General features: G+C 30.7%; 20 protein-coding genes. 6 read left to right on the forward strand and 14 right to left on the reverse strand.

Annotated elements, in window-relative coordinates; all coding sequences use genetic code 11:
* Positions 1–53: 53 nt before the first annotated feature.
* The 7 genes from Q0845_RS05820 to Q0845_RS05850 all read right to left on the reverse strand — a co-directional run bounded on the left by Q0845_RS05820 (position 54) and on the right by Q0845_RS05850 (position 5,928).
* The gene (locus Q0845_RS05820; RefSeq protein ID WP_298510528.1) at positions 54–1,436 is read right to left on the reverse strand and encodes a M28 family peptidase; all 1,383 of its coding nucleotides are present in this window, start codon (positions 1,434–1,436) and stop codon (positions 54–56) included.
* A gap of 63 nt (positions 1,437–1,499) precedes the next feature.
* Positions 1,500–2,168: a 4'-phosphopantetheinyl transferase superfamily protein gene (locus Q0845_RS05825; RefSeq protein ID WP_298510531.1), complete on the reverse strand. Its 669-nt coding sequence runs from the start codon at positions 2,166–2,168 to the stop codon at positions 1,500–1,502.
* A gap of 40 nt (positions 2,169–2,208) precedes the next feature.
* Positions 2,209–3,465 (reverse strand): GTP-binding protein, encoded by a 1,257-nt coding sequence (locus tag Q0845_RS05830; protein WP_298510534.1) that lies wholly within the window; start codon positions 3,463–3,465, stop codon positions 2,209–2,211.
* Positions 3,466–3,474: 9 nt separating this feature from the next.
* The gene (gene cysD, locus Q0845_RS05835) at positions 3,475–4,380 is read right to left on the reverse strand and encodes a sulfate adenylyltransferase subunit CysD (protein WP_298510537.1); all 906 of its coding nucleotides are present in this window, start codon (positions 4,378–4,380) and stop codon (positions 3,475–3,477) included.
* A complete protein-coding gene (cysC, locus tag Q0845_RS05840; RefSeq protein ID WP_298510540.1) occupies positions 4,373–4,975 on the reverse strand; it encodes an adenylyl-sulfate kinase in 603 nt (200 codons plus the stop codon). The genes cysD and cysC overlap by 8 nt, the downstream gene beginning before the upstream one ends.
* The gene (locus Q0845_RS05845) at positions 4,968–5,216 is read right to left on the reverse strand and encodes a DUF2061 domain-containing protein (protein WP_298510543.1); all 249 of its coding nucleotides are present in this window, start codon (positions 5,214–5,216) and stop codon (positions 4,968–4,970) included. The genes cysC and Q0845_RS05845 overlap by 8 nt, the downstream gene beginning before the upstream one ends.
* 196 nt (positions 5,217–5,412) lie before the next feature.
* Entirely contained in the window at positions 5,413–5,928 is a 516-nt protein-coding gene (locus tag Q0845_RS05850; protein ID WP_298510546.1) for a UpxY family transcription antiterminator, read from the reverse strand.
* Between the two features lie 768 nt (positions 5,929–6,696).
* On the opposite strand from Q0845_RS05850, the gene Q0845_RS05855 reads away from it, so the two are divergent.
* Positions 6,697–9,699: an AAA domain-containing protein gene (locus tag Q0845_RS05855; RefSeq protein WP_298510549.1), complete on the forward strand. Its 3,003-nt coding sequence runs from the start codon at positions 6,697–6,699 to the stop codon at positions 9,697–9,699.
* Between the two features lie 284 nt (positions 9,700–9,983).
* Entirely contained in the window at positions 9,984–10,229 is a 246-nt protein-coding gene (locus tag Q0845_RS05860) for a hypothetical protein (protein WP_298510552.1), read from the forward strand.
* Between the two features lie 76 nt (positions 10,230–10,305).
* On the opposite strand, the gene Q0845_RS05865 is transcribed toward Q0845_RS05860, so the two are convergent.
* Together Q0845_RS05865 and Q0845_RS05870 are read right to left on the reverse strand one after the other, a co-directional pair.
* The gene (locus Q0845_RS05865) at positions 10,306–10,596 is read right to left on the reverse strand and encodes a class I lanthipeptide (RefSeq protein ID WP_298510555.1); all 291 of its coding nucleotides are present in this window, start codon (positions 10,594–10,596) and stop codon (positions 10,306–10,308) included.
* A 102-nt stretch (positions 10,597–10,698) separates the two neighbouring features.
* Positions 10,699–12,363, reverse strand: coding sequence for a tetratricopeptide repeat protein (locus Q0845_RS05870; protein WP_298510558.1), 1,665 nt, complete (start codon positions 12,361–12,363; stop codon positions 10,699–10,701).
* 600 nt (positions 12,364–12,963) lie between these two features.
* On the opposite strand from Q0845_RS05870, the gene Q0845_RS05875 reads away from it, so the two are divergent.
* Complete coding sequence (locus tag Q0845_RS05875; protein WP_298510561.1) at positions 12,964–14,793, forward strand: hypothetical protein; 1,830 nt, start codon at positions 12,964–12,966, stop codon at positions 14,791–14,793.
* Positions 14,794–14,910: 117 nt separating this feature from the next.
* Here Q0845_RS05875 and Q0845_RS05880 read toward each other — a convergent pair whose 3' ends face one another.
* From Q0845_RS05880 to Q0845_RS05890, 3 genes are read right to left on the reverse strand one after another with little or no spacing between them, the layout of a single operon-like run.
* Positions 14,911–17,433, reverse strand: a complete 2,523-nt coding sequence (locus Q0845_RS05880) for a TonB-dependent receptor plug domain-containing protein (protein WP_298510564.1) — start codon at positions 17,431–17,433, stop codon at positions 14,911–14,913.
* Positions 17,417–18,331 (reverse strand): FecR family protein, encoded by a 915-nt coding sequence (locus tag Q0845_RS05885; protein ID WP_298510567.1) that lies wholly within the window; start codon positions 18,329–18,331, stop codon positions 17,417–17,419. The genes Q0845_RS05880 and Q0845_RS05885 overlap by 17 nt, the downstream gene beginning before the upstream one ends.
* A 46-nt stretch (positions 18,332–18,377) precedes the next feature.
* Positions 18,378–18,902: a sigma-70 family RNA polymerase sigma factor gene (locus Q0845_RS05890; protein WP_298510569.1), complete on the reverse strand. Its 525-nt coding sequence runs from the start codon at positions 18,900–18,902 to the stop codon at positions 18,378–18,380.
* A gap of 113 nt (positions 18,903–19,015) precedes the next feature.
* Here Q0845_RS05890 and Q0845_RS05895 point away from each other — a divergent pair, with 113 nt between their 5' ends.
* From Q0845_RS05895 to Q0845_RS05905, 3 genes are all read left to right on the forward strand, one after another.
* A complete protein-coding gene (locus tag Q0845_RS05895) occupies positions 19,016–20,797 on the forward strand; it encodes a hypothetical protein (RefSeq protein WP_298510572.1) in 1,782 nt (593 codons plus the stop codon).
* A gap of 12 nt (positions 20,798–20,809) precedes the next feature.
* Entirely contained in the window at positions 20,810–21,292 is a 483-nt protein-coding gene (locus Q0845_RS05900) for a hypothetical protein (protein ID WP_298510575.1), read from the forward strand.
* Positions 21,293–21,500: 208 nt separating this feature from the next.
* On the forward strand, positions 21,501–22,247 hold the full coding sequence (locus Q0845_RS05905; RefSeq protein ID WP_298510577.1) for a hypothetical protein: 747 nt from the start codon (positions 21,501–21,503) through the stop codon (positions 22,245–22,247).
* Between the two features lie 248 nt (positions 22,248–22,495).
* Here the strand turns inward: Q0845_RS05905 and Q0845_RS05910 are convergent, their stop codons facing one another.
* Together Q0845_RS05910 and Q0845_RS05915 are read right to left on the reverse strand one after the other, a co-directional pair.
* Positions 22,496–22,639 (reverse strand): hypothetical protein, encoded by a 144-nt coding sequence (locus Q0845_RS05910; RefSeq protein ID WP_298510580.1) that lies wholly within the window; start codon positions 22,637–22,639, stop codon positions 22,496–22,498.
* Between the two features lie 16 nt (positions 22,640–22,655).
* Entirely contained in the window at positions 22,656–23,576 is a 921-nt protein-coding gene (locus Q0845_RS05915) for a hypothetical protein (RefSeq protein ID WP_298510583.1), read from the reverse strand.

A 23,576-nucleotide genomic window follows, 5' to 3' on the forward strand; every position in this document is an offset into this window, starting at 1 on the left:
GATTAGATCGATTTATAAATAAATAGAATTTTCTAGTTTAACTGTTTAAAATATTAGCGAGTTACACGCGTACTTACTGTTGTACTATGTTGTATATCTGCCAATTTGATAAAAGTTGCTATGGTAGTTTTGACAATATTGCTCATAAACATATAGTTAAGATTGAGATGATTTTTACCATCTTTTACTGTATGAATATCTGGGTTTCTAGTTGCTCCTCCTTCTCCAATATGAAGCGCAGCATTTCGGTTGTACCAAAAACTAGCATGATCACTAGCTGCTAAAGCAGGAACATATTTACCACTTCCTTCTGCAAGTAAAGAAGCTATTTTTAAGTCTTTTACATATGTATGTGCTGTATTGACAAATAATTTACTGAGTTCTTGTGAGTTTTCGTTTGAAGTGTTTATGACAAAATCTCCTCTGTTTTTATTCTTTTTTATTGTTTCACAAACTTCAGGGTATAATTGGTCAAATCCTTCAGGAATGTATTGCGAACCAGGTTCTGTAGAATATATTCCTATCATATCATAATTGATAACTCCACCAATTTGTTCATCTTCTTTAATTCCGCCTCCAAAAACATATGATAAGCTTCCTACTAAACCATCTTCTTCTTTGTCAAATCCAATGAATTTTATAGTGTGTGAAAATTTATATTTTGAAAGTATGCGCATTGTTTCTAAAAGTCCAACAACTCCAGAAGCATTGTCATCCATTCCTGGGCTTCCTGGATATGAATCGTAATGAGCAGTTATGATAAAAACCTTTTTTTCATCAAGTTCTCCTTGAATACTCCCAACTACATTTCTTATGTTATGTTTTTTGTCTCCTTTCTCAACTACCTCATCAAATCCTGTTTTTGCATTCCAAATTTTATTGAGCTCATCATTAGATAGTTTGAGTTTGTGGAAATACGAGTCTAGCTCATTAGCTTTAAAAGTATTTTTAATATAGTTACCTACTCTCTTTAAATGTCTTCGCGCTTTTCTGTTACTATTATTACGGTCTCCAGTAATATATTGTAAATCTCTTTTCATACGAGTGGTATCAACTTCTTTAATAAGCTGCTCAATATCTATTTCATATTTGTCATCTGCGACAAGTTTGACAGTACATGTTTTTGGGTTAAACGTATTTTTATCATACGACCATGTAATTCGTTTATTTTTCCCCACGGATACTGGAAATCCAATATCTCCTTTGCTATTATTGGCATCAATGAGATATATGTTACCATTGTTATCAGAGATTTTTAACATTACTTCTATTTCACTATCCTCTTTATCAAAAAGATCGTAGTTTATGACTAGTGTATTATTACTCTTGTCAACAGTAGCCTTAAAGTTTGTCACTTTTGGCGGATTGTTAGCTTTACAGACTAATATTGAACATAATAAAAGGATTGCTCCAACTATTTTTTTCTGTGTTTTCATGATTGATTTATTTATGATGATGTGTATGAATACCTAGTATTCTTAACGAGGTTGTTTTATTTTTTAATTCTCAATGAATGTCTTAGCACATACTTTTTTGACAATTATTTCTTTGCTATCCACTTTTTGATTTTGAGCAATATGACAGATGTATTCGTTTTCAAATGCTATTTCTGAGAGATAAAATGTTTTTCCTTCAATTGAAGTTTTGTTATTCTTTATTTCAAATGATTTGAGCGGAATAGACAATCCACTTCCAATTGCTTTTAAAACGGCTTCCTTTTGTGTCCAATATTTATAGAATTCCTGTAGAGGACGATCTGAGTTGTATATTTTATCAATTTCATATGGAGTCATTTGATTTTTGAAGTCTGACATTTTAAACGAATGTTCTTTTTCAACATCAACACCAATATCATCATACTTTTCTGTAAAAACAGCAACTACAAATTCGTCTGAGTGAGAAATATTGAATTGCACCGTAGCATTTTTAAAATAAGGTTTGTTATATTCTGTGAATAGCAACTCTTCAAAATTTACTTTCTGATTAAAGTGATTCAACCCTTCTTTTACTAATAATCTACCTAATAAGGATAGCTGTGCGTCTTGCCATCTGTGATATCTTACTATTTTTTCTTGAAATATTTTTGGAAATATGCTTAAATAGGTTTCTAATAAAAGATTATGATTTGCTTCTTGTATTTTAGAATACAATAGGATAACGTTTGCCACTAAATTGTAAGGCTTTTATTTGTACTGAAAGTATTCATTATTATACAATCATTCCAGCAGCAACTGTCTCATTCGTTGCTTCGTCAATAAGAATAATACTTCCAGTAACTTTGTTTTTTTTGTATAAATCAACAATTAATGGTTTCGTTGTTTTCAGTTTTACTTTACAGATATCATTCATATGTAATCCCTCAGATTGATAGTTTTTTTCTAAGCTTTCGATATCTATTTTATAAACAATTTCTTTGATGATTGCCTTTTGCTCGTTGGTTGTATGTTTGATGAAATATTTTGCTCTTGGTTTTGCCGGATTGTTATGTAACCAACAAAGCATTACTTCTATATCTTGTGAAACATTAGGTGTGTTGCTTGATTTTACAACCATATCGCCACGACTAATATCGATATTATCTTCTAAGGTTATAGAAATAGACATTGGAGCAAATACTTCTTGTGCCTTTTTATCAAGATTATACAAGGTTTTAACTTTAGAAGTAAGTCCTGAAGGCAATACTGTAATTTCGTCACCTTCGCGTAACACGCCACTTCCTAATCTACCAATATATCTTCTTTTTTCTTGACATATTTCACTTTGAGGTCTCAATATCGTTTGTACTGGAAAACGAACATCTTCTTCATTGATATTACTTTCTATCGGTATTGTTTCTAACGTATGGAGTAAAGGTTCTCCTTTATACCATTCCATTCTCGATGATTTTTCAACTACATTGTCTCCGGCTAGTGCACTCATTGGTATAAACCGTACATCTTTCATTGAAAGCATTTCTGCGAACTCTTTAAATTCTTCAACGATAGAATTATAAACATCTTCCGAGAAATTCACCAAATCCATTTTATTAATACAAACAATTGCATTTGGAATTTGAAGTAAAGAAGCTATAAAAGAATGTCTCTTTGTTTGCTCGGTAACACCATTTATTACATCGATCAAAATAATAGCTAAATTTGCTGTAGATGCTCCAGTAAACATGTTTCTAGTATATTGAACATGGCCAGGAGTATCAGCAATGATAAACTTTCGTTTTGGTGTTGTAAAATATTGATACGCTACGTCAATAGTGATTCCTTGCTCCCATTCATCACGAAGTCCATCAGTAAATAAAGTAAGGTCTATTTCTGTATTTCCTTTTCTTTCGCTTATCTTTTTTACATTTTGTAATTGATCTTCAAAGATAGATTTGGAATCATATAAAAGTCTCCCTATTAGTGTACTTTTTCCGTCATCTACATTTCCGGAAGTAATAAATCTCAGTAATTGATTATTTTCTATTTTCATGTTTCTTAGTTAAAAATATCCTTGACGTTTACGATCTTCCATTGCTGTCACAGAACGTTTGTCATCTGCTCTATTACCACGTTCTGTAAATCTCATTGCGGAGATTTCTTTTATAATTTTTGTTACGGTATTCGCTTCAGATTCAATTCCTCCTGTAATGGTAATATCTCCAAGAGTTCTGAATCGTATTTGTTTAGAAATTACTTCTTCAGATGCTTCTAAATTGATATACTCAGAAAATGGAATCCACGAATTGTTTCTAAAAACTACTTTTCGTTTGTGTGAAAAGTATAAAGAAGGTATTTCTATATTTTCTCTTTTAATGTAATTCCAAACATCTATTTCAGTCCAGTTACTTATTGGAAAAATTCTAAAATGTTCGCCTTCAAAGTGTCTTCCATTAAATATATTCCATAATTCAGGACGTTGATTTTTTGGATCCCATTGTCCAAAATCATCTCTATGAGAAAAGAAGCGTTCTTTCGCTCTTACTTTTTCTTCATCTCTTCTGGCTCCTCCAATTGCACAGTCTATTTTATTGTCTTCTATTAAATCTAATAACGTGACGATTTGCAGTGCATTTCTAGTTGAATTTTTTCCTTTTTCTTCAACCGCACGTCCTTGATCAATAGATTTTTGAACAGATCCGACAATAGAGTTGACTCCTAAATTTCCTATTAGGTCATCTCTAAATTGAATAGTTTCTGGAAAATTGTGTCCCGTATCTACATGTACTAATGTAAATGGGATTTTAGATGGATAAAATGCTTTTTTGGCTAAATGTGTAAGCACAATTGAATCTTTTCCTCCTGAAAATAGAATTACTGGATTTTCAAATTGTCCCCAAGCTTCTCTCAATATGAAAATAGCTTCTGACTCTAATTCGTCTAAATAATTTAAGTAATATTTACTCATTAGTTTTGGATTCTAATTTATTCTGAATAAAATTTAATATTCGTTCCACAGATTCTTCTGTAGTTTCTTTAGCGGTATCTATATTAAGATTAGGATTTTCAGGTTCTTCATATGGGTCAGAAATTCCAGTAAAGTTTTTTATCTCTCCTTTCCTTGCTTTCTCATATAAGCCTTTACAATCTCTACGTTCACATTCTTCTAAACTTGTATTCACATAGATTTCGATAAAATTTTGAGGTGCAACTATTTTCTCTATGAGCAATCTGTTTTTCTTGTAAGGAGTAATAAAAGCTGCTAGCACGACAGTTCCAGCGTCAATAAAAAGCTTAGCAATTTCTGCAATACGCCTGAGGTTTTCTTCTCTATCAGCAGCAGTAAACTTTAAATTTTTATTGATTCCGACTCTAATATTATCTCCATCCAACAAATATGTTTTAACTCCAATGCTAAACAACTTTTCCTCTAAAGCATTTGCTAATGTTGACTTACCTGAACCTGATAGTCCAGTAAACCATATCACAAAAGATTCATGACCATTTAGCTTGTTCCGATCTTTTTTTCTTATTCCAAACGAAAAGGGTGTGATGTTATTCATTTTCAGTTTTTCTGTTTGATCTAGATGTTAATCCGAAGTTGGATTTATACCAAAAACGTTCATGGTAGTAATATAAAACCATTTTCAAGGCAGCTTCGGCAAGTGCTACTCCAAATGCTTTTTCAACGGCATCTGTATCATCTCTAAAGAAAAACATTGCCAACAAAAATGTAGTTAACGAGGCTAAAATCCTCCACGTAATTGTTTTAACAAAATGTCGTTTTTTTGATATATCCTTCATTTGTGTATATAATTTAGCAGTTTAAAATATGCTATAATTGTTTCTAGGAATTCATAAGTAATAAGTAAACTATCTTGAGCTGTTAGGAAATTTTATAACGCGAAATGATTTTATTATAACGTACACTAGCTTCTATTGAAGCCATAAATAATTGCGCTTATCATTCAAACAAAAATCAAGCATTACTATAGTTGTTCTAAACAACTCCTTGGAAAGAATAGGAAGGTATTGTTGCTATAATGTTTTGCTGTAAAGAATCTATTCTCACAATAATTTTATTGTGATTATCAGCTTCAACAATTTCACAATTTAATCCATTTAATGGTCCGTAATTAATTTTTTTAGTTTCTCCTACTTTAGGAAGTTGTGCATTCGTTTGCACATCCACGGCGTTAATATCTTCTCCAAGTAGAAGTTTAATTTGTTCAATTTCTTTTGCTTGGAGATGTGCATATTCATTTCCAAAACAAATATAAGAGCAGACACCATTTACAGACAATGCTTTATGAAACTCTAATGAAGAGTGTATATTCACAAATACATAAGATGGAAATAGAGGTTCTAAAATTGTTTTTTTTCTATCGCTCCATTGTCTAATGGTTTTGACTAAAGGTAAAAAAGGATCTAAAGAAATTTCTTTTAAAGATTCACAAACTTTTTTTTCCCAACGAGACTTGACATATAGTACATGCCAACCTATTTTAAAATTCATAAGAGTAGGTGATTTTTAAGCAAAGCTTCGCTTCCTCTACTTACATAGAGTGTTCATATTATTTTATATATTTTGAGGGAAAAGTAACTGTTTTTAAAACAGCATTACAGGGGAAGATCTATAACTTTTTTTCATCTTACCGCTACAAGTATATCAATTTCATCTTATAAAAAACACTGTTTTAAATAAAAAAAAGAGCGTTTCTCGGAAACATTACCAATTATTATGGGAAAACCATATATTAAAGCATAGTCAATCTTCAAAAACTTACTTTTCATGAAAGTTTATTCGTACTAAAAATTCTATAACTTATTTCTTTAAAACAAAGAGCTATGGAAGCATTTAGAAAGTCAAAGTATCCTAATCCATATACCTGTTAACACCAATAAATACGCCTACTGACATCTAACACAAAGATTTTGAAACACTTGCAAGTTTTCTATTGCGCACTACATTTTGTTACTGAATCAATATGGTTTGTTTTGATTTTATACTCATATTACACGTTATAAACTGCATCATTTTGACACAAATTTCCCAGTATTTATTTCACCTATATTTCATTCTTTAAACTAAAAAATATGCTCCATTTTTAAGTGTATTTGGTAATAGTTGAGACTTGTCAAAAATCGAGCTTTTCACATGAAAATTTGAAGTAAAAAAACACATACTTTCTAGACCACCACTTCCCATTTAAAGCTTTTTGAGTTCTGTGAGAAAAATTTGTATTTTTAGAAAAGTAAGTAGGAATAAAAACTCTCATAATTCATGTCAAAAATAAACCCGATAGCACTTATAGGGAAAGCCATTCGAGAAGGTAAATACCTAAAAATAAATTATGAAAATAAGAATGGTGACAATACTCAATTCTGGATTTCAATTTTAGACATCAATGCAAATGACGAACTTTTTGTACATCTGTTTAATCCTAATAAAGATGAACCAATCCTAAATGCAAAGATTTTTATTTCTAAAATTCAGGATGCTGAGATTTTGAAGTTCTCACATTATAAAGTTTCTGAAAAACTTATAAGAAAGCTTGATGAGGATAAAAGTTTAGATACATATGACTTTGACAGATTTGACAACAATGTACTTAATTACTATTTAGAATGTTACAAAGCAAATTCTGATCCTTTTTTGTATCGGCAACATCTCATTCAAAATCTTGAAATAAAAGAACTTATTGAGAAAGTTCCTTATCAATTATCAGATATACAACAAAAACAGATATTAAAGGAAATCTATCACAATCAATATAAAGTATATAATAATTATGAGTTAGCCATCTGCGAATTCTCTATAGATTTACAATCTAGAGGGAAATTTGTTGTTGCGTATCGAAAACTCACTTTTGATCCGGTAGAAAAGACTCTACAGATAGGAACTAAGTTATATTTCAATTCTAATTTCTACATAGAAAATATAAAATATTCCTTGTCTTATTATACAGATATGAGTCCAACTGACTTTGAAGCTTTGTATCTTGAAGATAAGAATGCGGCCATTGAACTTTTAAGAAGCAACTTCAAATCGGGAGAATTACCCAATACACGACCTGAAATTGTTGTTTTAGGATATACTCAAATTGATATTTCTAGTATTTATGATGAAATAAATTCACAGCATTCAAAAAAAGAAATGAATCCACCTTTGAGAGCATTCTTTCAAAATTTTTCTTTGTTAGATAGAAAAAACAGAAAAGAACCTCATATAGTCCTTTATGACAATAATATCAATATCGATCAACTAAGAACGATTTATAATTCATTAAAGTTTCCCATAACTTATGTACAAGGTCCTCCTGGCACTGGAAAAACACAAACCATCCTAAATATTGTAGTGAATTGTTTGACTAACAATAAAACCTTGCTGATTTCCTCCAATAATAATATTCCAATTGATGGAATAAAGGACAAGTTGTTTTTAGGTAAATACAAAAACAAAGAGATATTATTTCCCATTATCCGACTTGGAAACAATAAACTAGTAGCTAAAGCCTTAAAAAGGATAAAAGAACTATACGAATTTGAAACAAGAGATATTCCCAAAGAAAAACTCTTGTTTAATCTAAAAGAAAAATCAAAAGTAAAAAACCAAATACTTCTTGAAAAACTGAAAAATTATGAGGATAGAATTGACTTAGAACAAAACCTAGGTTTCGTTACTAGTTTATTATCAAAAGGCAGTTATTATTTACTTGAACAAGAAAAGGACAAACTTGAAAGTCGATTAAACGAAATTCCTCAAACAACGGATGATAATATAAAAGGGATATTTGAGGTAATTAAAGATAATTATCAGTTGCTACAATTCTTTTACTTTGAATGTTTGAGATATATGAAGCGCTTAAAAACCAAAAAATACAGTGACCTCATTGAAATACTGTATTTAGAAGAGGAAGATGAACAAATTAAAAAATTCAACAATTGGATAGCAGATGATGAAAATTTAGAAAGATTCACCAAAGTATTTCCTATAGTTTTAACAACCAACATATCATGTCGTAGATTGGGAAGAAAATTCAAGTTTGACTTGTTAGCCATTGATGAAGCAGGACAATGTGATATTGCGACTAGCTTAATTCCGATTTCAAAATGTACAAATATGGTTCTAATTGGTGATACAAATCAGCTAAAACCTATTGTGATTTTTGAAGAAACACGAAATGAGCAGTTAATGAAAAAATTTCAGGTTGATGAGGTTTATGATTACTTCAATAATTCAATTCTTTCTGTGTATAAGAACATCGATAATATTTCACGAAATATCCTATTAAGCTATCATTATAGATGCGGCAAAAAGATTATCAACTATTCTAATATGAGGTTTTATGAGAGTCGATTAAATCTTGAAGCTATTAAAACTCAAGGAGAAATTAAACTAATAGATGTAAATAATGTAAATCATAAAAATAGAAACTCCCAAATAGAAGAAGCCAAGGCAATCGTTGATTATATAAAAGACAATAATTTAAAAGACGTATTTATTATTACACCTTTTAGAAATCAAGAAGAAGTCATCAATCATTATTTAAAGGTTGCAAAAGATAAAAAGGAAATAGCTGCTTCTGTTAGTTGTGGAACGATCCATAAAGTACAAGGTCAAGAAAACAAGACTATCATCATATCTACCGCAATTTCAAAAAATACATCTTCTAAAACATACGATTGGATAAAGAATAATAGTCAATTAATAAATGTTGGAGTTACAAGAGCAAAAGAGAACTTGATTGTTGTGACAGACATGAAAGCAATTGATATTATTTCCAAAAAGGATGACGATTTATATGCTTTGATTGATTATGTAGCAAAAAATGGAACCACAAGTGTTTCACAGAGTGTTGTAAATAAGTTTACCATTGGTTTCTCAAATGATTCAAGTTTTGAGAATGAATTTTATCTAACTATGAATCATTATTGTTCTATTAGAGGCAGTAAATTTAGAAGGAATGTTAAGATTATTGACTTATTCCCCGAAGAAAAGAACAATGAGTTGGTAAATAAAAAAGAATTTGACGGAGTATTATATGAAGGCAATATTCCTAAAATTGTTTTTGAATTAAACGGAAGAGAACATTATTCTAGAAAAAGTACAATCAAATCTGATAAAATAAAAATGGAGCTTTTAAAAGCTAAGGGAATTAAACTACTTTTTATCCCAAATCAATATGTGAAACATTACGAATTTATTAAAGAATTGATTAATAAGTTCAAAGGAGATATCTATCAAAAAACATTGTTTGATAATTACGATTCAACAAGCTCATGAAGGCTTTAGTAAATAAAATCTTTAGAATAATAAAGTTCAATCATTAACAATAAGATGGTCTCGTTAGAAAATGATTTGCATGAATCATTGTTAAGAAAACTTTTTAAAGTAGAAGTTAAACTTTCGTAAATGATATTAAAGCACTGTCCTAATTACAAGGAAGTGATCACTGCTTGAAGAATAATTCATAATCGATAATTCGATAATCATCGATGACTTTTGTTGTATTGTCAATTTTTCCCTTATAGATTTGATGCAATTACTAATTATAAAATTTAATAATTATGAAAAAAAAAGATCTTAAAAACTTAAAGCTTAACAAAACATCAATTTCTAGTCTTGAAGTACAAAATTCAATTTATGGAGGTTTTAAAACAGAGTCTTGTGTACCTTTAGGAATATGTTGCCCAACGCATGATGCGAATTGTCCTGATCCGTCTGCTGATGGAACTTGCGGCGGTGGAGGCACAACAGCAACTCAAGTAACATGTCCACAAACAATATCTTGCCCTGGAAATGGAATTTGTTAATCCTTCCAAAAGGAGTTAAAAAATTAAAGCCTGTTATTTATTCAAATAGCAGGCTTTTTTTTATGATACTAAATGATTAGATTCCATCTACAGGATCTACACCACAAGTAATAACCGAGTTTCCGCCTTGTTCACGCGTTTGTTGCGTAGTTTGATTTGCGGTAGTAGTGCAACTAGTTTCATCGGTATTACAATTCGTTTCATTAGTATTACAGTCATCAGTAGCTAGCGAAGTATTACATGTCTGGTAAGCTGTTGGATTGGTATTCGAATCCGTAATAGTGCCTCCTTTTATACTATATAAGTTATTATAGTTAATCTTTGCAATCTTACTCTTTTGCAAACTTAATTTTCGTTGTTTCTTCATTGCAATATAGTTTTAATATTAAGTTAGTAAAGTAACCTCTGAATAGTTTATTACAAAAAAATACAATCGATAATTCGATAATTATCGATTGTATTTAGAAAACTATGCCTGTTTTTTATTTATACTCGTAATATAATACGAAGGATAAATTCCAGTGTTTTTCACAAAGGCTCTTGAAAAGGTATCGGATGACTTAAATCCAGATTCTTCTGCGATTGATTTAATATCATATGATCGAAATACTTTATCATCTTTTAATCTTTGTAATGCATAATTGATTCGAAGTCCTCTTATATAATCTACAAATTTTTGTTGCTTATGAGAATGGATCACTTTTGACAAATAGGCTTTATTAGTTTTTACCTTTTTAGCGACAAATCCTAAATCACAACTCTTATCTAGGAACAATTTGTTCTGTTCAAACTTCTCTAACTCTTCTATAATTTGGGCTGCTTTTTCATTGTCTATGGTAAGACCTTTGGAAGTATTTGGTTTTGAAACTGCTTCGGTTTTCTTACTTTCCAATTGCATCATTAACTTTTCAAAAGTCAGCTTGTTTTTTCGTTGTTGTTTTCTGTAAAACAAGAAAAACATAGCGAACAATGTGGTAAGTATAACAATGATAATAATAGCTTTTGTATATCTATTTTTGTCTTTTTTTGAAGTATTTGTCAATGTTTTTATTTCAGAATTCAAAAGAGCTATGTCATATTTCTTATGAATTTCTTGCCGTACAGTTTCGTTAATATGTTTGTTTATACGATCGTTTTCAATATATAAGTTTTGATACTTTAAGATATTTACGGAGTCTTGACGTTCTTTATAAATTTGCGCCAAAGTGTAATAAGTACCTTGTAAAGTTGGATAATTAATATTATTCTTTTTTGAGATAGAATCTATTTTTTTCAGATATGTAATTGCGATGTCAATCTGATTCAATTTTCGATGACTAAGCCCTTTATAATAATATGCGGAGGTTAATAAACTAGGATGATTTAACTTCTTGATTTTCTCTATAGATGTCCTTAATTTTTCTATAGCTTCATCAAATAGTCCTTTTTCATAACTAATCATCCCTTCTCCATTTATAAAATAAATATTCCCAATTACATCATTGTCTTTTAAAGTTTCGTGATATCCGAGAAGATTATAGATAGATGCAGAATCTAATAATTGTTGCTTTTTTGAATTGGTCTTAGCTTTATCGGCCTTTCGAATGTATACATTACTAAGCGTCATTAATGTATTTGTGTAGAAATACAAACCGAATTCTTTTTTTCTAATCTCTTTAGAAACATCTTTGGAACGATGATAATTCTTTACTAAAATTTGCAGTGCCTCATCCTGATTTCCCAACTCACTTTTGATTAATGCTATATTATGGGAAATATCATTTATCATTAGCTTATGTGATGTTTTTTTATAGTATTTAAGTGCTTCTAAATATGCCTTCACAGCATTTTCATAATCTCCATTGTGATATCTTATTCTACCATTCATAAAAAAGCCTTGCGCTGTTAAATCTTCATTATTAATAGATTTAGCAAGTTCAATTGCATTTTCAATATAACTTATAGCAGCAGTATGATTTCCTTGACGATTTTCTAACGAAGCTAATAATATACTAGTCTCTGAAAGATGATAACTATTTTTAGCTTTTGTGGCATTAGAAAGCATTTTATTTAAATAAGTACGAGCAGAAATCGTATCATCAGATATAACATTATGATATAATGATTTGAGTTTTTGATGTGAATAACCTGTCAAAGAATCTCCTTCTTGAGAAAAACTAGATAGTGAACATATCAAAAAGCAATACAAGAGAAATTTGGATGAAAATTTAGAGAAGGGATGTATAAGCATATATTTTGTCGATAAATTTTTTAAGTATTGGTTACGAAATTAAACGATAAAACAACAAAGGCAGCGTGCACTTTAGCAGTACAGTACTGAATCTCACAAATCTACTGAATTATTGATCAACAAAATTTTCAGACTATTCTAAAACTAAAAAATGGACAAAAAACTCAAATAAGGACAATACAGCAACTTTGAAATATAACTTAAAGACTAAAAGAAAAACTAGAAAAGATTCAAGAACGATATGCAATAGGCGAAATCGACACAGTTATTTACAATAAGTTTTCTAAAAAGTTTACAGAAGAAATCTAGAAAATAGAAAACGAAATTAGCAAAATGTATTTTGAACCAAAAAAAGAATGGACAAAAAAGCAAAAATGCTAATTTGTCCATTTTAGTAGCCCCAAGTTTTCTAAAATCGAACTTTTTGATTGAAGATTTACAAAAAATTAGTCTGTTTGTTGAAGAACATGCTGCATTATTAATAGCTTCCTAAAACTACCTATAATGCAACAAGATCATAACTTTACGGCAACTGGTCATAATGGTAGTGGGCTAATCATCATTAAAGATCAAATTCCAAAGAAAACTTCTCGTCCATATATCCTTAGTGAAGATCGATTAGAGATGCTAAAGCGTTACAGGAAATATGTAAACGGTTATAATGATTTAGTTAAAGAACGAAATAAAGCCATTTTAGCTTACAATAAAAGTGTTGTTGAATTTATTGAAACTAACAATCTAAAAAAACAAGCAGCTATAGCTAAATCTAATTTTGACAATAGATCACACAAAGGAATTAAAACCAAATGGTATGCTACCAAGAATTATAATTCGCTTGTTGAATCTCAAAATGGAAATATGTTATTACTTCCAAAAAGGAAGTATCAAAAAGTTAGCGCCATGCATGAACGAACTTTTGAAGTTATTCTATGGCAGTATGGAAATCAGTTGACTGATTTACGCAATCATTTAAAGACTTTAGATACAAAGCTTGGAGTTAACTTTCCAAAGGTCAGAATAACATCTACAGGAATCTCCAATTTAACAAATGATGGACAGCCTAGAATATTATACACTTCTCGTACTGTTCAAAATCATATCTATAGATTAAGAGATGCAGGAATCATAATTGATTATACCTTTCACGGAACTAAAAAACCTGTTAATTTCTTCATCAATACAGCAATCTTCTGCATACATGAAAAATCATTAACTACTAATGAAAATCAATCCGTTACATATTTTTTAACGAAAAAAGTTCGTGATAAAAGTGAAGATACAAGAACATTTACTAAAGAAATAATAAAGAAAGTAGGGAATGTTGATAACCATTCCCAAGAAGCGGAAGTGAATTCTTTTGCCGTTGGCAAAAACAAGAACACTTACAAGATCACCAAAGAGGATGAACCCTTAAAAACTTCCAAGCAGAACTTTGAAAACTACAAGAGCATTTACAAGAACACCAAAGAGGATGAACCTATAAATTTCTCCGAGCAGAACTCTGAAAATTACAAGAACAACAACAAGATCACCGAACAGGATAAACATCAAAAAAAATCAAATCAGAACGCAGACAAACTAGGCGGCGGCGAAAATTTTCCAAAAAATCATCTATCAGAGTATTTACGTAATCAAATTCTACATAGATCAGAGTTACTACAAGCTCTTACAGAGCATCATTATGATGAGTATAGCTTTTCTGCATCAAATATGAATCGTCGTTTAGAGAGCGAAGCTATCAATGGTGCTATGTCAAGAGAAGAATTTAGAGAATTATTATTACAGTTATTTCTAAAGATGGCTGCACCTATTTGGAAAGATATGAATGTGTATTACGGTAGTTGGCACAATGCCTATATTCAAATCGATGATGAATACTTACAAAACCCAAATGGTAGTATTCCAAAGAAAGAAACCTTGTTGTATATGTTTGGCTTTCTCGTATATAGGATAAACCGTGCGAAGCGATTCTTTAAAAGCAAAGAGCAATACAAAATTTATTTTCCGTGTATATATTTTGATGCTACTAGAAAAAAAGCAAATGAGGGTGGTTTTACTTATACATTAGAATGGCTCAAACAATATCAAAAGTACAAAGATATGCGTGCAACGAGAAAACAACAGAATGCAACAAAAGCAGGTGCACGCCGCAAACAACAAACCAACGAGGAAAAAATACGTAAACAAATCAAGTTATACCTAAAAGGAGCTATTACTCTACCTCAAGTCTATAACTATATAGAAACTAATAGAGGAATTCCGAATTATTTTGTTGGTGAAGTGCCTAGAATTTTGAACATACTTACGAATAAAGAGTTTGAATTGTATGTGTAGACAAAATTATTAATTGTTCTAATTCTTAACACAATTCTGTAATATTTAGTAACTATTCACAACATAATGTAAAAAACAAAGTATAAGAAAAGACCTCTTTATTGTAGTATGAAAATCTTAGAAATATAACCTACACGAAAAATTGGGTGTCATACCTAAAGAGAAACGCTGTATATCAGAAACAGTATCTTGAGAATTAATTCGGTAATATTTTTCTATTTGGTTGTTAGTATTTAGTACATTCCAGAGTGCAAATGCAAAATCTAATCGCATCCTTTCTGATAATTCATACGCATATTTAGCTGAAAAGTCCAATCGGAGATAATCCTCTAATCGTGAAGTATTGACTTGTTCGTAGTTGATTTCTCCGTTGGAGATTTCGTTTCCAACAACAGGCATCGTTATTGGTTTTCCTGTTCTCCAATTCAGTCCTAAGCCTAATTTTAAAGAGTTATAGGAATAGGTAATCCCAGAAGTTACCGAATGAGTTATATCGTAGTTACTTGCAAACGGATCTGCTTCTAATGACTTGAACGTGTATTCATTGTTCATATACGAATAACTAAGCCACATATTTAAGTTGTCTAGTCTTTTTCTAAGTAGCATATCAATTCCATAAACATCATACTGTCCACTTGCTTTTGTAAATTCATATTGATTTTGAAAACCTTGACTTTGTGTGGTAATTCCATCAACTTCTTTAAAATACCCTTCAACACTTGCCAACCAATTATTTTTTTGATAGTTAAGTCCAACCGATAGTTGTTTGCTGGTAAGTACAGGAATATCGTTATCATTTGATAATTGCCAACGTCTTTTTTCAATACCTAAAAAATCATTTTGAAAGTTCACAATTTGTGAGGTGTTTTGGTGTTTAAATTCTGCTTGTGCTTCAACAATAAAATCTTCCAAAAACGTATGACTCAAACTAAATCTAGGTTCAATGATATGTTTTTTAAACTTATCTAAATAATTGTAACGTCCTCCAAAACTGATTTGTGTGTTTTTATCATTTGAGTTATAATTAATTCCTGAAAAGAAAGCATGAGTGCGCAACACTTCCGAAAGTAACAAACGAATCAAAGGAATGTCAATATCGTCCAAATTGGTCACTTCTGTTTCTACAAAATGATATCCTGCGTTGATGGAAAAATTATCATTATACAAATAGTTCAATTTTAATTTTGCACTAGTTTCGGAAACTTTATTTTCTTGCAAAAAACGTTGTGAATCTAATAAATTAGCGTTTATAGCTCTTAGCTTATAGTCTGATTCATAAATTTCAAGTGTTGTAAACAGTTTGTCTCTCCAATTATTTTTAAAATATAATCCTGCTCCAAAACTTTTTTGTTGTAAGTTACTTTCTCTAGAATCTTCAATAGTACCTGTTACTAATGTTTCGGTAAAACTTAATGTATTAGAAACAAAAATTCCATTCAATCGCAATTCATTACGATCATCTATAGAATATAACCAACGAAAAGAAGTGTCGTAAAAGTCAAAACTCTTATCAGAATTGATAATATTTTCTTGATTTTCTGCTACTTCGGTATCCTGTTCTATTTGCTCAAAATAGGCATTGTATGCAGGCGTTTCTATCAAATCATTAATTGATTTCCTAGCTGCAATTTGTATGGATGATTTTTTACCTAGTGGCGTATCAAAGAATATATTCGCATCTGTAAAATTTATCCCGACACTTCCTTTAAAAGTTGTTGAAATATTTTTAGCTGTCTCCATAGCTATAGTACCTGAAACACCATCTGTTTCACTTACATCTGTACCATTTTTTAAGAGTTGAACTTTTTGGGTAATTTGAGGATTATACATCGAAATCAATCCGAAAAAATGTCCTGACTGATACATTTTGATACCATCCCATTTGATTAGATTTTGATCGTGAGTTCCACCACGAATATTCAAATTAGATACTGTTTCATTAGTACTTTGAATACCAGGAAAGGCTTGAACAGCTTGCAATACATCATTCTCTATCATTCCTGGCAACAAATCAAAATTCTTAAAATTTAATGTGAACGAACCATTGCTAAGTTTGCTAATTCCTGATGCTATATAGTTAGATATAATGACGCTCGAAAGTGATTCTGTTTGCTGGATAAGATATACGCTTCCGCATCCATTTTCAGTAAAATTTTCACTAATGCGTTGTATGGTTTTATAAGATATATGTCGTATGGTAATCAATTCTTTCGGAGAAGAAATTTGCAAACGAAAAAAACCATTTTCATCACTTGTGGTGGCGTTTGTCAATCCTTGAATGGTTGCTGATTCAATGGGAACATTTGTGTCTTTATTTTTTAAAAAACCACAAACAATTACCCCTTTTTTTAACTTCACAATAATAAAGCGACTGTCCATTTGTTGGAAAGTAAACTTTGTTTCTCTTTCAAGTTGTAGTAATATGTTGGAAAGTGATGTTGAAAAATCAGGAGTTGTGACACTAACTTCTTTGAGTTGTTCTTGTGAATAATTAAATTCAACTTCAAATTTTTTCTTTATATTTTCTAAAACTGTAATCAGCGATTCTTTCTTCTCAGGAGCAGTACTATTTTGCCCAAAACTGTATGTAGCAAGGAGCAAAACAATAATAAATGTATATATGTTATTGGTTAACTTCATATACGATTACACTTTTTTCAGTATCCATTTCAAAGCGTAAATTCATAGGTTCGGTAACTGATTGTAAGGCTTTTTGTAGGTCATCATGCTGAAAACCTCCTGTAAAGAGTTGACGATCATTAATATTCTCTGTGGCGATTTCAACGTCAAATTGGCGTTCCATCTCGTCAAACACTTCTTGTAGTGGTACTGCTGAAAAAGAACTAAGTTTTTGCATCCAGTTCGGCTTTGCATTGCTCAATTTTCGTTCTATCAATTCATCATTTAGAATTACCAATTGATCTCCTTGTTTTAAAAGACGTTGATGTGTTCCCGTTATAACTTTTACTGCGCCTTCATAACACGTTACTTCAAAATAGTTAGTTCGCTTTTTTACATTAAACTGCGTTCCTACCACACGAATAGTATCTTTTTGCGCAATCACATCAAATGTTTCTCCTTTGGCAACTTTAAAAAAGGCTTCTCCGTTTAATTGTACCATTCGCTGATTGTTCCAATTCTCTTTGTCATATTTAATTGATGATTCAGCGTTGAGCACAATTTCAGAGGTATCAGGTAATAGAATAGTAGTTTTTTCACTAGCTACTGTTGTAATAGTTATAAGGCTGTTATTAAAAAAGAGTGTATATAGTCCAAATAAAACTACAAAGACACCTGCCATTTTTAAAATCGGCATAAAAATTCTTGAAAAATTTCGTTTTTGTGTTTGCGATGATAATTTGTTAGCCTTGAAAGTTTCAAAATCATCAACGGTTTGAAAATTTGAAGCTTTGAATCGTTGTGCATTCTCTACAATAGACTGATAATATTCAAAATCAGCACTTTGCTCAAAACCCTTTAATTCAGATTCTGAAAGCTCCTCATTCAGCCATTTTTGTATTAAATTATCATTGTCCATTTCTAGTACATTTTATATAAAACAACTCATTATTAAAAATCCCTGATTATTTTATGGAAAATCCTTCCAATTGTTCCTTTAGTATCATAAAAGCTCTGTGAACTCTATATTCTACTACTTTAACAGTGATCTCTAACATCTCTGCGATTTCTTTTTGCTTTTTGTTTTCTGCTTTGCTCAATAAAAAAGCAACTCGGTATTCTTCTTTCATATTTTCTAAAACTGAATTGTATTTCTCTAAAAACTCCGCTTCTTGCATAATAAACTCAGGACTCTCGTTGGTATGGGTTTTAGTATTGATTTTTTGATATTTCAGCTTTACCTTTTCATGTTTTAGTTGATTTAATACCAAATTATTAGCTACAGTAAAAAGAAAAGACTTTGCTTTTGAAGGCGAAACCATACCACAATTCTTCCAAAGCTTTAAAAAAGCTTCTTGAGTAGTATCATTAGGGTTACAGTTACTACCGTATTTGTAATACAAAAAATCATGTATACTTTTTGAAAGCTTCCGATAGATACTTTCAAAAATACGCTCTTCGCAAACATGAGTTTCTAGTTCTTTTTCCACGTATAAAAATGTTAAAAAATCAAGATACTCATTTTTTTTTAATCAAAAGTCAGGGATTTTAATTTGATGGTTGTTGTATTAGCAAAAGAAGAAAAAACTAATCTCTACTACTTATGAAAGCACTAACACAACTTTTCGCAATTGCATTACTTTTTGTAATGATAAGTACTTCCTGTAGAACAGAAGACATGGAAGTTATTGAAGCGCCACAGGAACAAACGTTCGATATCAACTCTCCAGTAAAGAGCCTGATGCAACGCACTGCAACTAATGATGGTTCTTTTGATAATATTATTGACAACGCCAACTGTGTTTCTATTCAATTACCAGTAATCGTAGTTGTAAATGGACTGGAAATAACAGTTGATTCCCAAGAGGATTTTGCCACTATTGAAGCTATTTTTGATGAATTCGATGATGATAATGATAATTTAGAAATTCAATTTCCTATTACCATCACATTAACTGATTTTACAGAAGTAGTGATTAATAATGCCATTGAATTTGCAACATTTACAGCAAACTGTAATGGTCAAAATGTAAGTGATGACGATATTGAGTGTTTAGATTTTAATTATCCAATTGTCGCTTCATTCTTTAATACAAATAATGAATTGTTAGAAACTATTTCTATTATGAATGATGCAGAAATGTATGTGTTTATTGAAAATATTGATGACAATGATATTATTACTATTCAATTTCCAATTACAGTGACCACGTTTGACGGACAAACCATCACCATCAATAACTTTACAGAATTAGAAAATACTATCAATAGTTATGATGATGTATGCGATGAAGACGATGACTATGATTACAATGATGATGACTGCAATAACTGTACAAACGATCAATTAGCAACCGTATTAAGTCAATGTTCCAATTGGATGGTAGATAAGTTAGAACGAAATGACAATGATTTAGAAGATACGTATGTAGGTTACAATTTTAATTTTGGAACGGATGGAAGCATCCAAATCACTTCAGGGGCTGGGAATTTTGCAGGAACTTGGCAATCGTCTGGTTCAGGAAATAACATTTCAGTCATTATAAATATTCCTGATTTCCCTGATTTTAACGCTACTTGGAATCTTCACGAGATAGAACAAGAAAATGATGAAACAAAAGTAGATTTGCGACTTGGAGATGATCGTCTGCGATTTGAAAGTGACTGCACATCTTCAGGAAACAATGGAAATGTAGATGATACCGCTTTGGTAAACTCACTAACTATGGGTGATTGGTATATTACCTATTATTTTGATGATGCAGATGAAACTTCAAATTATACAGACTATGTATTTAATTTCGCTTCTGATGGTTCTGCAACTGCTAACTTAATGGGAGCAATTACGGATGGTTTTTGGAATACGTCTGTTGGCGATCAAACTGCTTTGGAGCTTAATTTAAACTTTGGTAGCACTTCTCCTTTAGATGAATTGGCAGAAGATTGGGATGTGTTGGAAGTAACCAATGATATTATACGCTTAAAAGATGTGAGTGGTGGCGATGGAAATATTGATTACCTAACTTTTGAACGAAATCCTTCAACTGGTGGAAGCACAAACAATTTAGACACCATTTTAAGTGATGGCACATGGATTGTAGATTCATACACAGACGATGGAACTGATGAAACTTCTGACTATACAGGATATCAACTGGCATTTATGAGTAATGGAACTGTACAAGCAACCAACGGAACTGTAATTAATGGAACATGGAATGTTCAAAATGCAGGAAATGTATTAAACCTCAATTTCAGTGGAGTTCCATTTGACGAATTTAATGACGATTGGGATGTGACTTCTGTAACTGCTACGGAAGTAGTCCTCCAAGATGTGAGTGGCGGAAATGGTGGAACTGATGTACTCAAATTTTCTAAACTTTAAATATTTACAATTATGAAAACACGACTTTATTTAAGCTTTTTAATAATGCTGAGTTTCTCTCTTATGTCAACCACTTGTGATACAGATGATGATGTGCTTATTGACAACTCTCAAACCATTGCCGAAATAACAAATATTGCCGAATCAGGCACATGGAGAATTACAAGTTTTGTAGACTCTGGACAAGATGAAACCAACGATTTTACTAACTACAATTTTACTTTTGAAGCTAGTGGAACAGTAACTGCTAGTGATGGAACAAATCAAATACAAGGAACTTGGTCTGTATCAGACGACAGTAATAGTAGTGATGACAGTAGTTCTGATGATGATATTGATTTTAATATTTCATTCAACGTACCTAATACAAGTGAATTTTTCGATTTGAATGACGATTGGGATATCATCAGTTATTCTTCTTCCACAATAAGTTTGCAAGATATCAGCGGTGGAAATGGCGGAACAGACACCTTAGTTTTCCAGCGAAACAATTAATCTTTTTTTGCCCTAAAAAACCTTAATAGTTAGTTGAAGCTGCCTTTTGTATAAAAAGGTAGCTTTTTTATTTCCACCTTGATATATTTAATCTTCTTAGAAAAGTTAGTAGAATTAAGATTATGTAAACAAATTAGTACTTTTTATAAATAAAGTAACTATTCATGACACTAAATAACTACATTATATTTGATTAAATATTATTACAATGAATAACACTATACATTCAAATCTTGAAAAAGAATTCAATACTAATTTAAAAGAACTGCAAAAACTTACCTTCAATGGTTTAATTGATGAATACATAAAAACGGTTGGAGACCTTATTAATGCTAAAGACCTTGATAATTCAATGTTTTTAGACGAAGTTTTGGAGGTTGTTCCTTTTAAAGATAATGCCGAATTAATTAAAGCATTTGAAAAAACTAAGAAGTTTGATATTGATGAAGAAGCAATCAAGAAAAAATTGATTCAAGATATAATTCCTGTACTAGAAGAATTAAGTCAAAATCAAACAAATGAAAAAATTAAAGCGATACTTATTGGTCGTGAATACTACGATCAAGAGCATATTATCTCTTTTTCTACGGAAACTAAAGGGGAGTTTGGTTATTTACAAGAATGGAGCAAAATATATTCGGAAAACGAAGAAGAATTATTCTATGACGTTGAAGAAGAAGAATACTCCGTTGGTCAAATTGATCTTTCGCCGATATCAAAAAATTATCGAGATTTTTTGGATTTAACCGAAGAAAATGATATTTACGATTTCATATTGGACGCTCCATCTTTTGGTTATTTAGCATATTCTTATAATTACAAAGCCTACATGTTTTTGAATGAAATATTTAAAGAATTGGAGGAAAAAATAAGAAGTGAAAAGTTATTTGACACACCTTTACATATTTATTATTGTGAAGAAGGAGTATGTATAAGTATTTATATTATTGAATAGAATCACATAATAATATGTAGACAAATTTTAGGACGATACCTGCAACAGTTTGCAACAAAACGCAACAAGACGCAACAAAATTCAACAAATACAATTATTAACCAACATAATTAAATGAATACGAAATGTGATTATAGAGTGTGTAAAGCATTTAGTTAAAATCTACACAGAATTTCAATAATCATAAAAATAGACCATAAAAAAACCTTGTATATCCTACAAGGTTTTGTGTTGTGCTAAGAAAAAATCTAATCCTTACAACCTTTTCGTTCACAGGTTATTTTACTATTTGAGCTTACCCAATGACTTGCTGATGTGTCAAAACCACATTTTGTTTCACTCCCTTTACTTCCTTTATGTACCTCACCTGTTTCTGTGTTTTTTACTGCCATGTTTTTTAAAATTTTATTAGTTATTTAAGATTAGAATAAAGTCTTTTATAATTTTGTCCATATCCGCTGGTAATATGGCAGTTTTGATTTCATAATGTTTTACATTCATGTCGTGGAGCCAATGTTTCCAATACTCTTCAATGACATCCTCTTCATACGGATTTTTTTTATCAGGATTGATACCAAGCACTAAAACTTCAAGATTTTCCAAGTTTTCTGCTGCTGGTATGAATCCAAATTCTTTATCTACAAAACGTTGTTTCCAGTTTTTGGTATTTAGCTTATGCTTTCTAATAAATTGTGGCGTTAGATACGTCGTTTTATTACCTTCCTGCATTTGAGAATTCTTATGATAAATATATCCGTCCGTAAGAATAATGAGAATGTTTCGATGCGTTTTTGAAATACACAGATCGTGAATTTTACTTTTAAAAAAGCGCCACATATCAGAACCTACGTAGGCATTGTCTTCTATTGCCAATTCATAAATTTTTTGAGAATTAATCTTGTACAAATGCTTAATATCATTTAATGTTTTTTTGGAAGCATTACTTTTATCGACTTTAAATTTTAATGATTTTGAAAGATTGTTGATGTTTTTGTTTTTGGGTGATGGATCAAAATATAACTGCATTTTATCATTCATACGATGCTTGTTTTTCTCTGAAAGATGCGCTATAAAAGCTTCTGCTACTGATTGAATGTATCCTACATCCATTTCAAAGTATTCCATACTTGCATCACCATATTTTTCTGGATTGATCCTATCTGACAAATCCAACAAAAGACTGATGTTTAAGTTTTGATTTTGAGACATTACTAAGGTTGATACGTTTTTACTTTCTTGTTCTTTTTGTTCTTTTACAACTTCTTCACATGCGAAACACATTAAGAATGTCAATAACAATATTGGGTTTATTAGTCTACTTTTTTTCAT

Source organism: uncultured Kordia sp. (assembly GCF_947489565.1).
Taxonomy (GTDB): domain Bacteria; phylum Bacteroidota; class Bacteroidia; order Flavobacteriales; family Flavobacteriaceae; genus Kordia.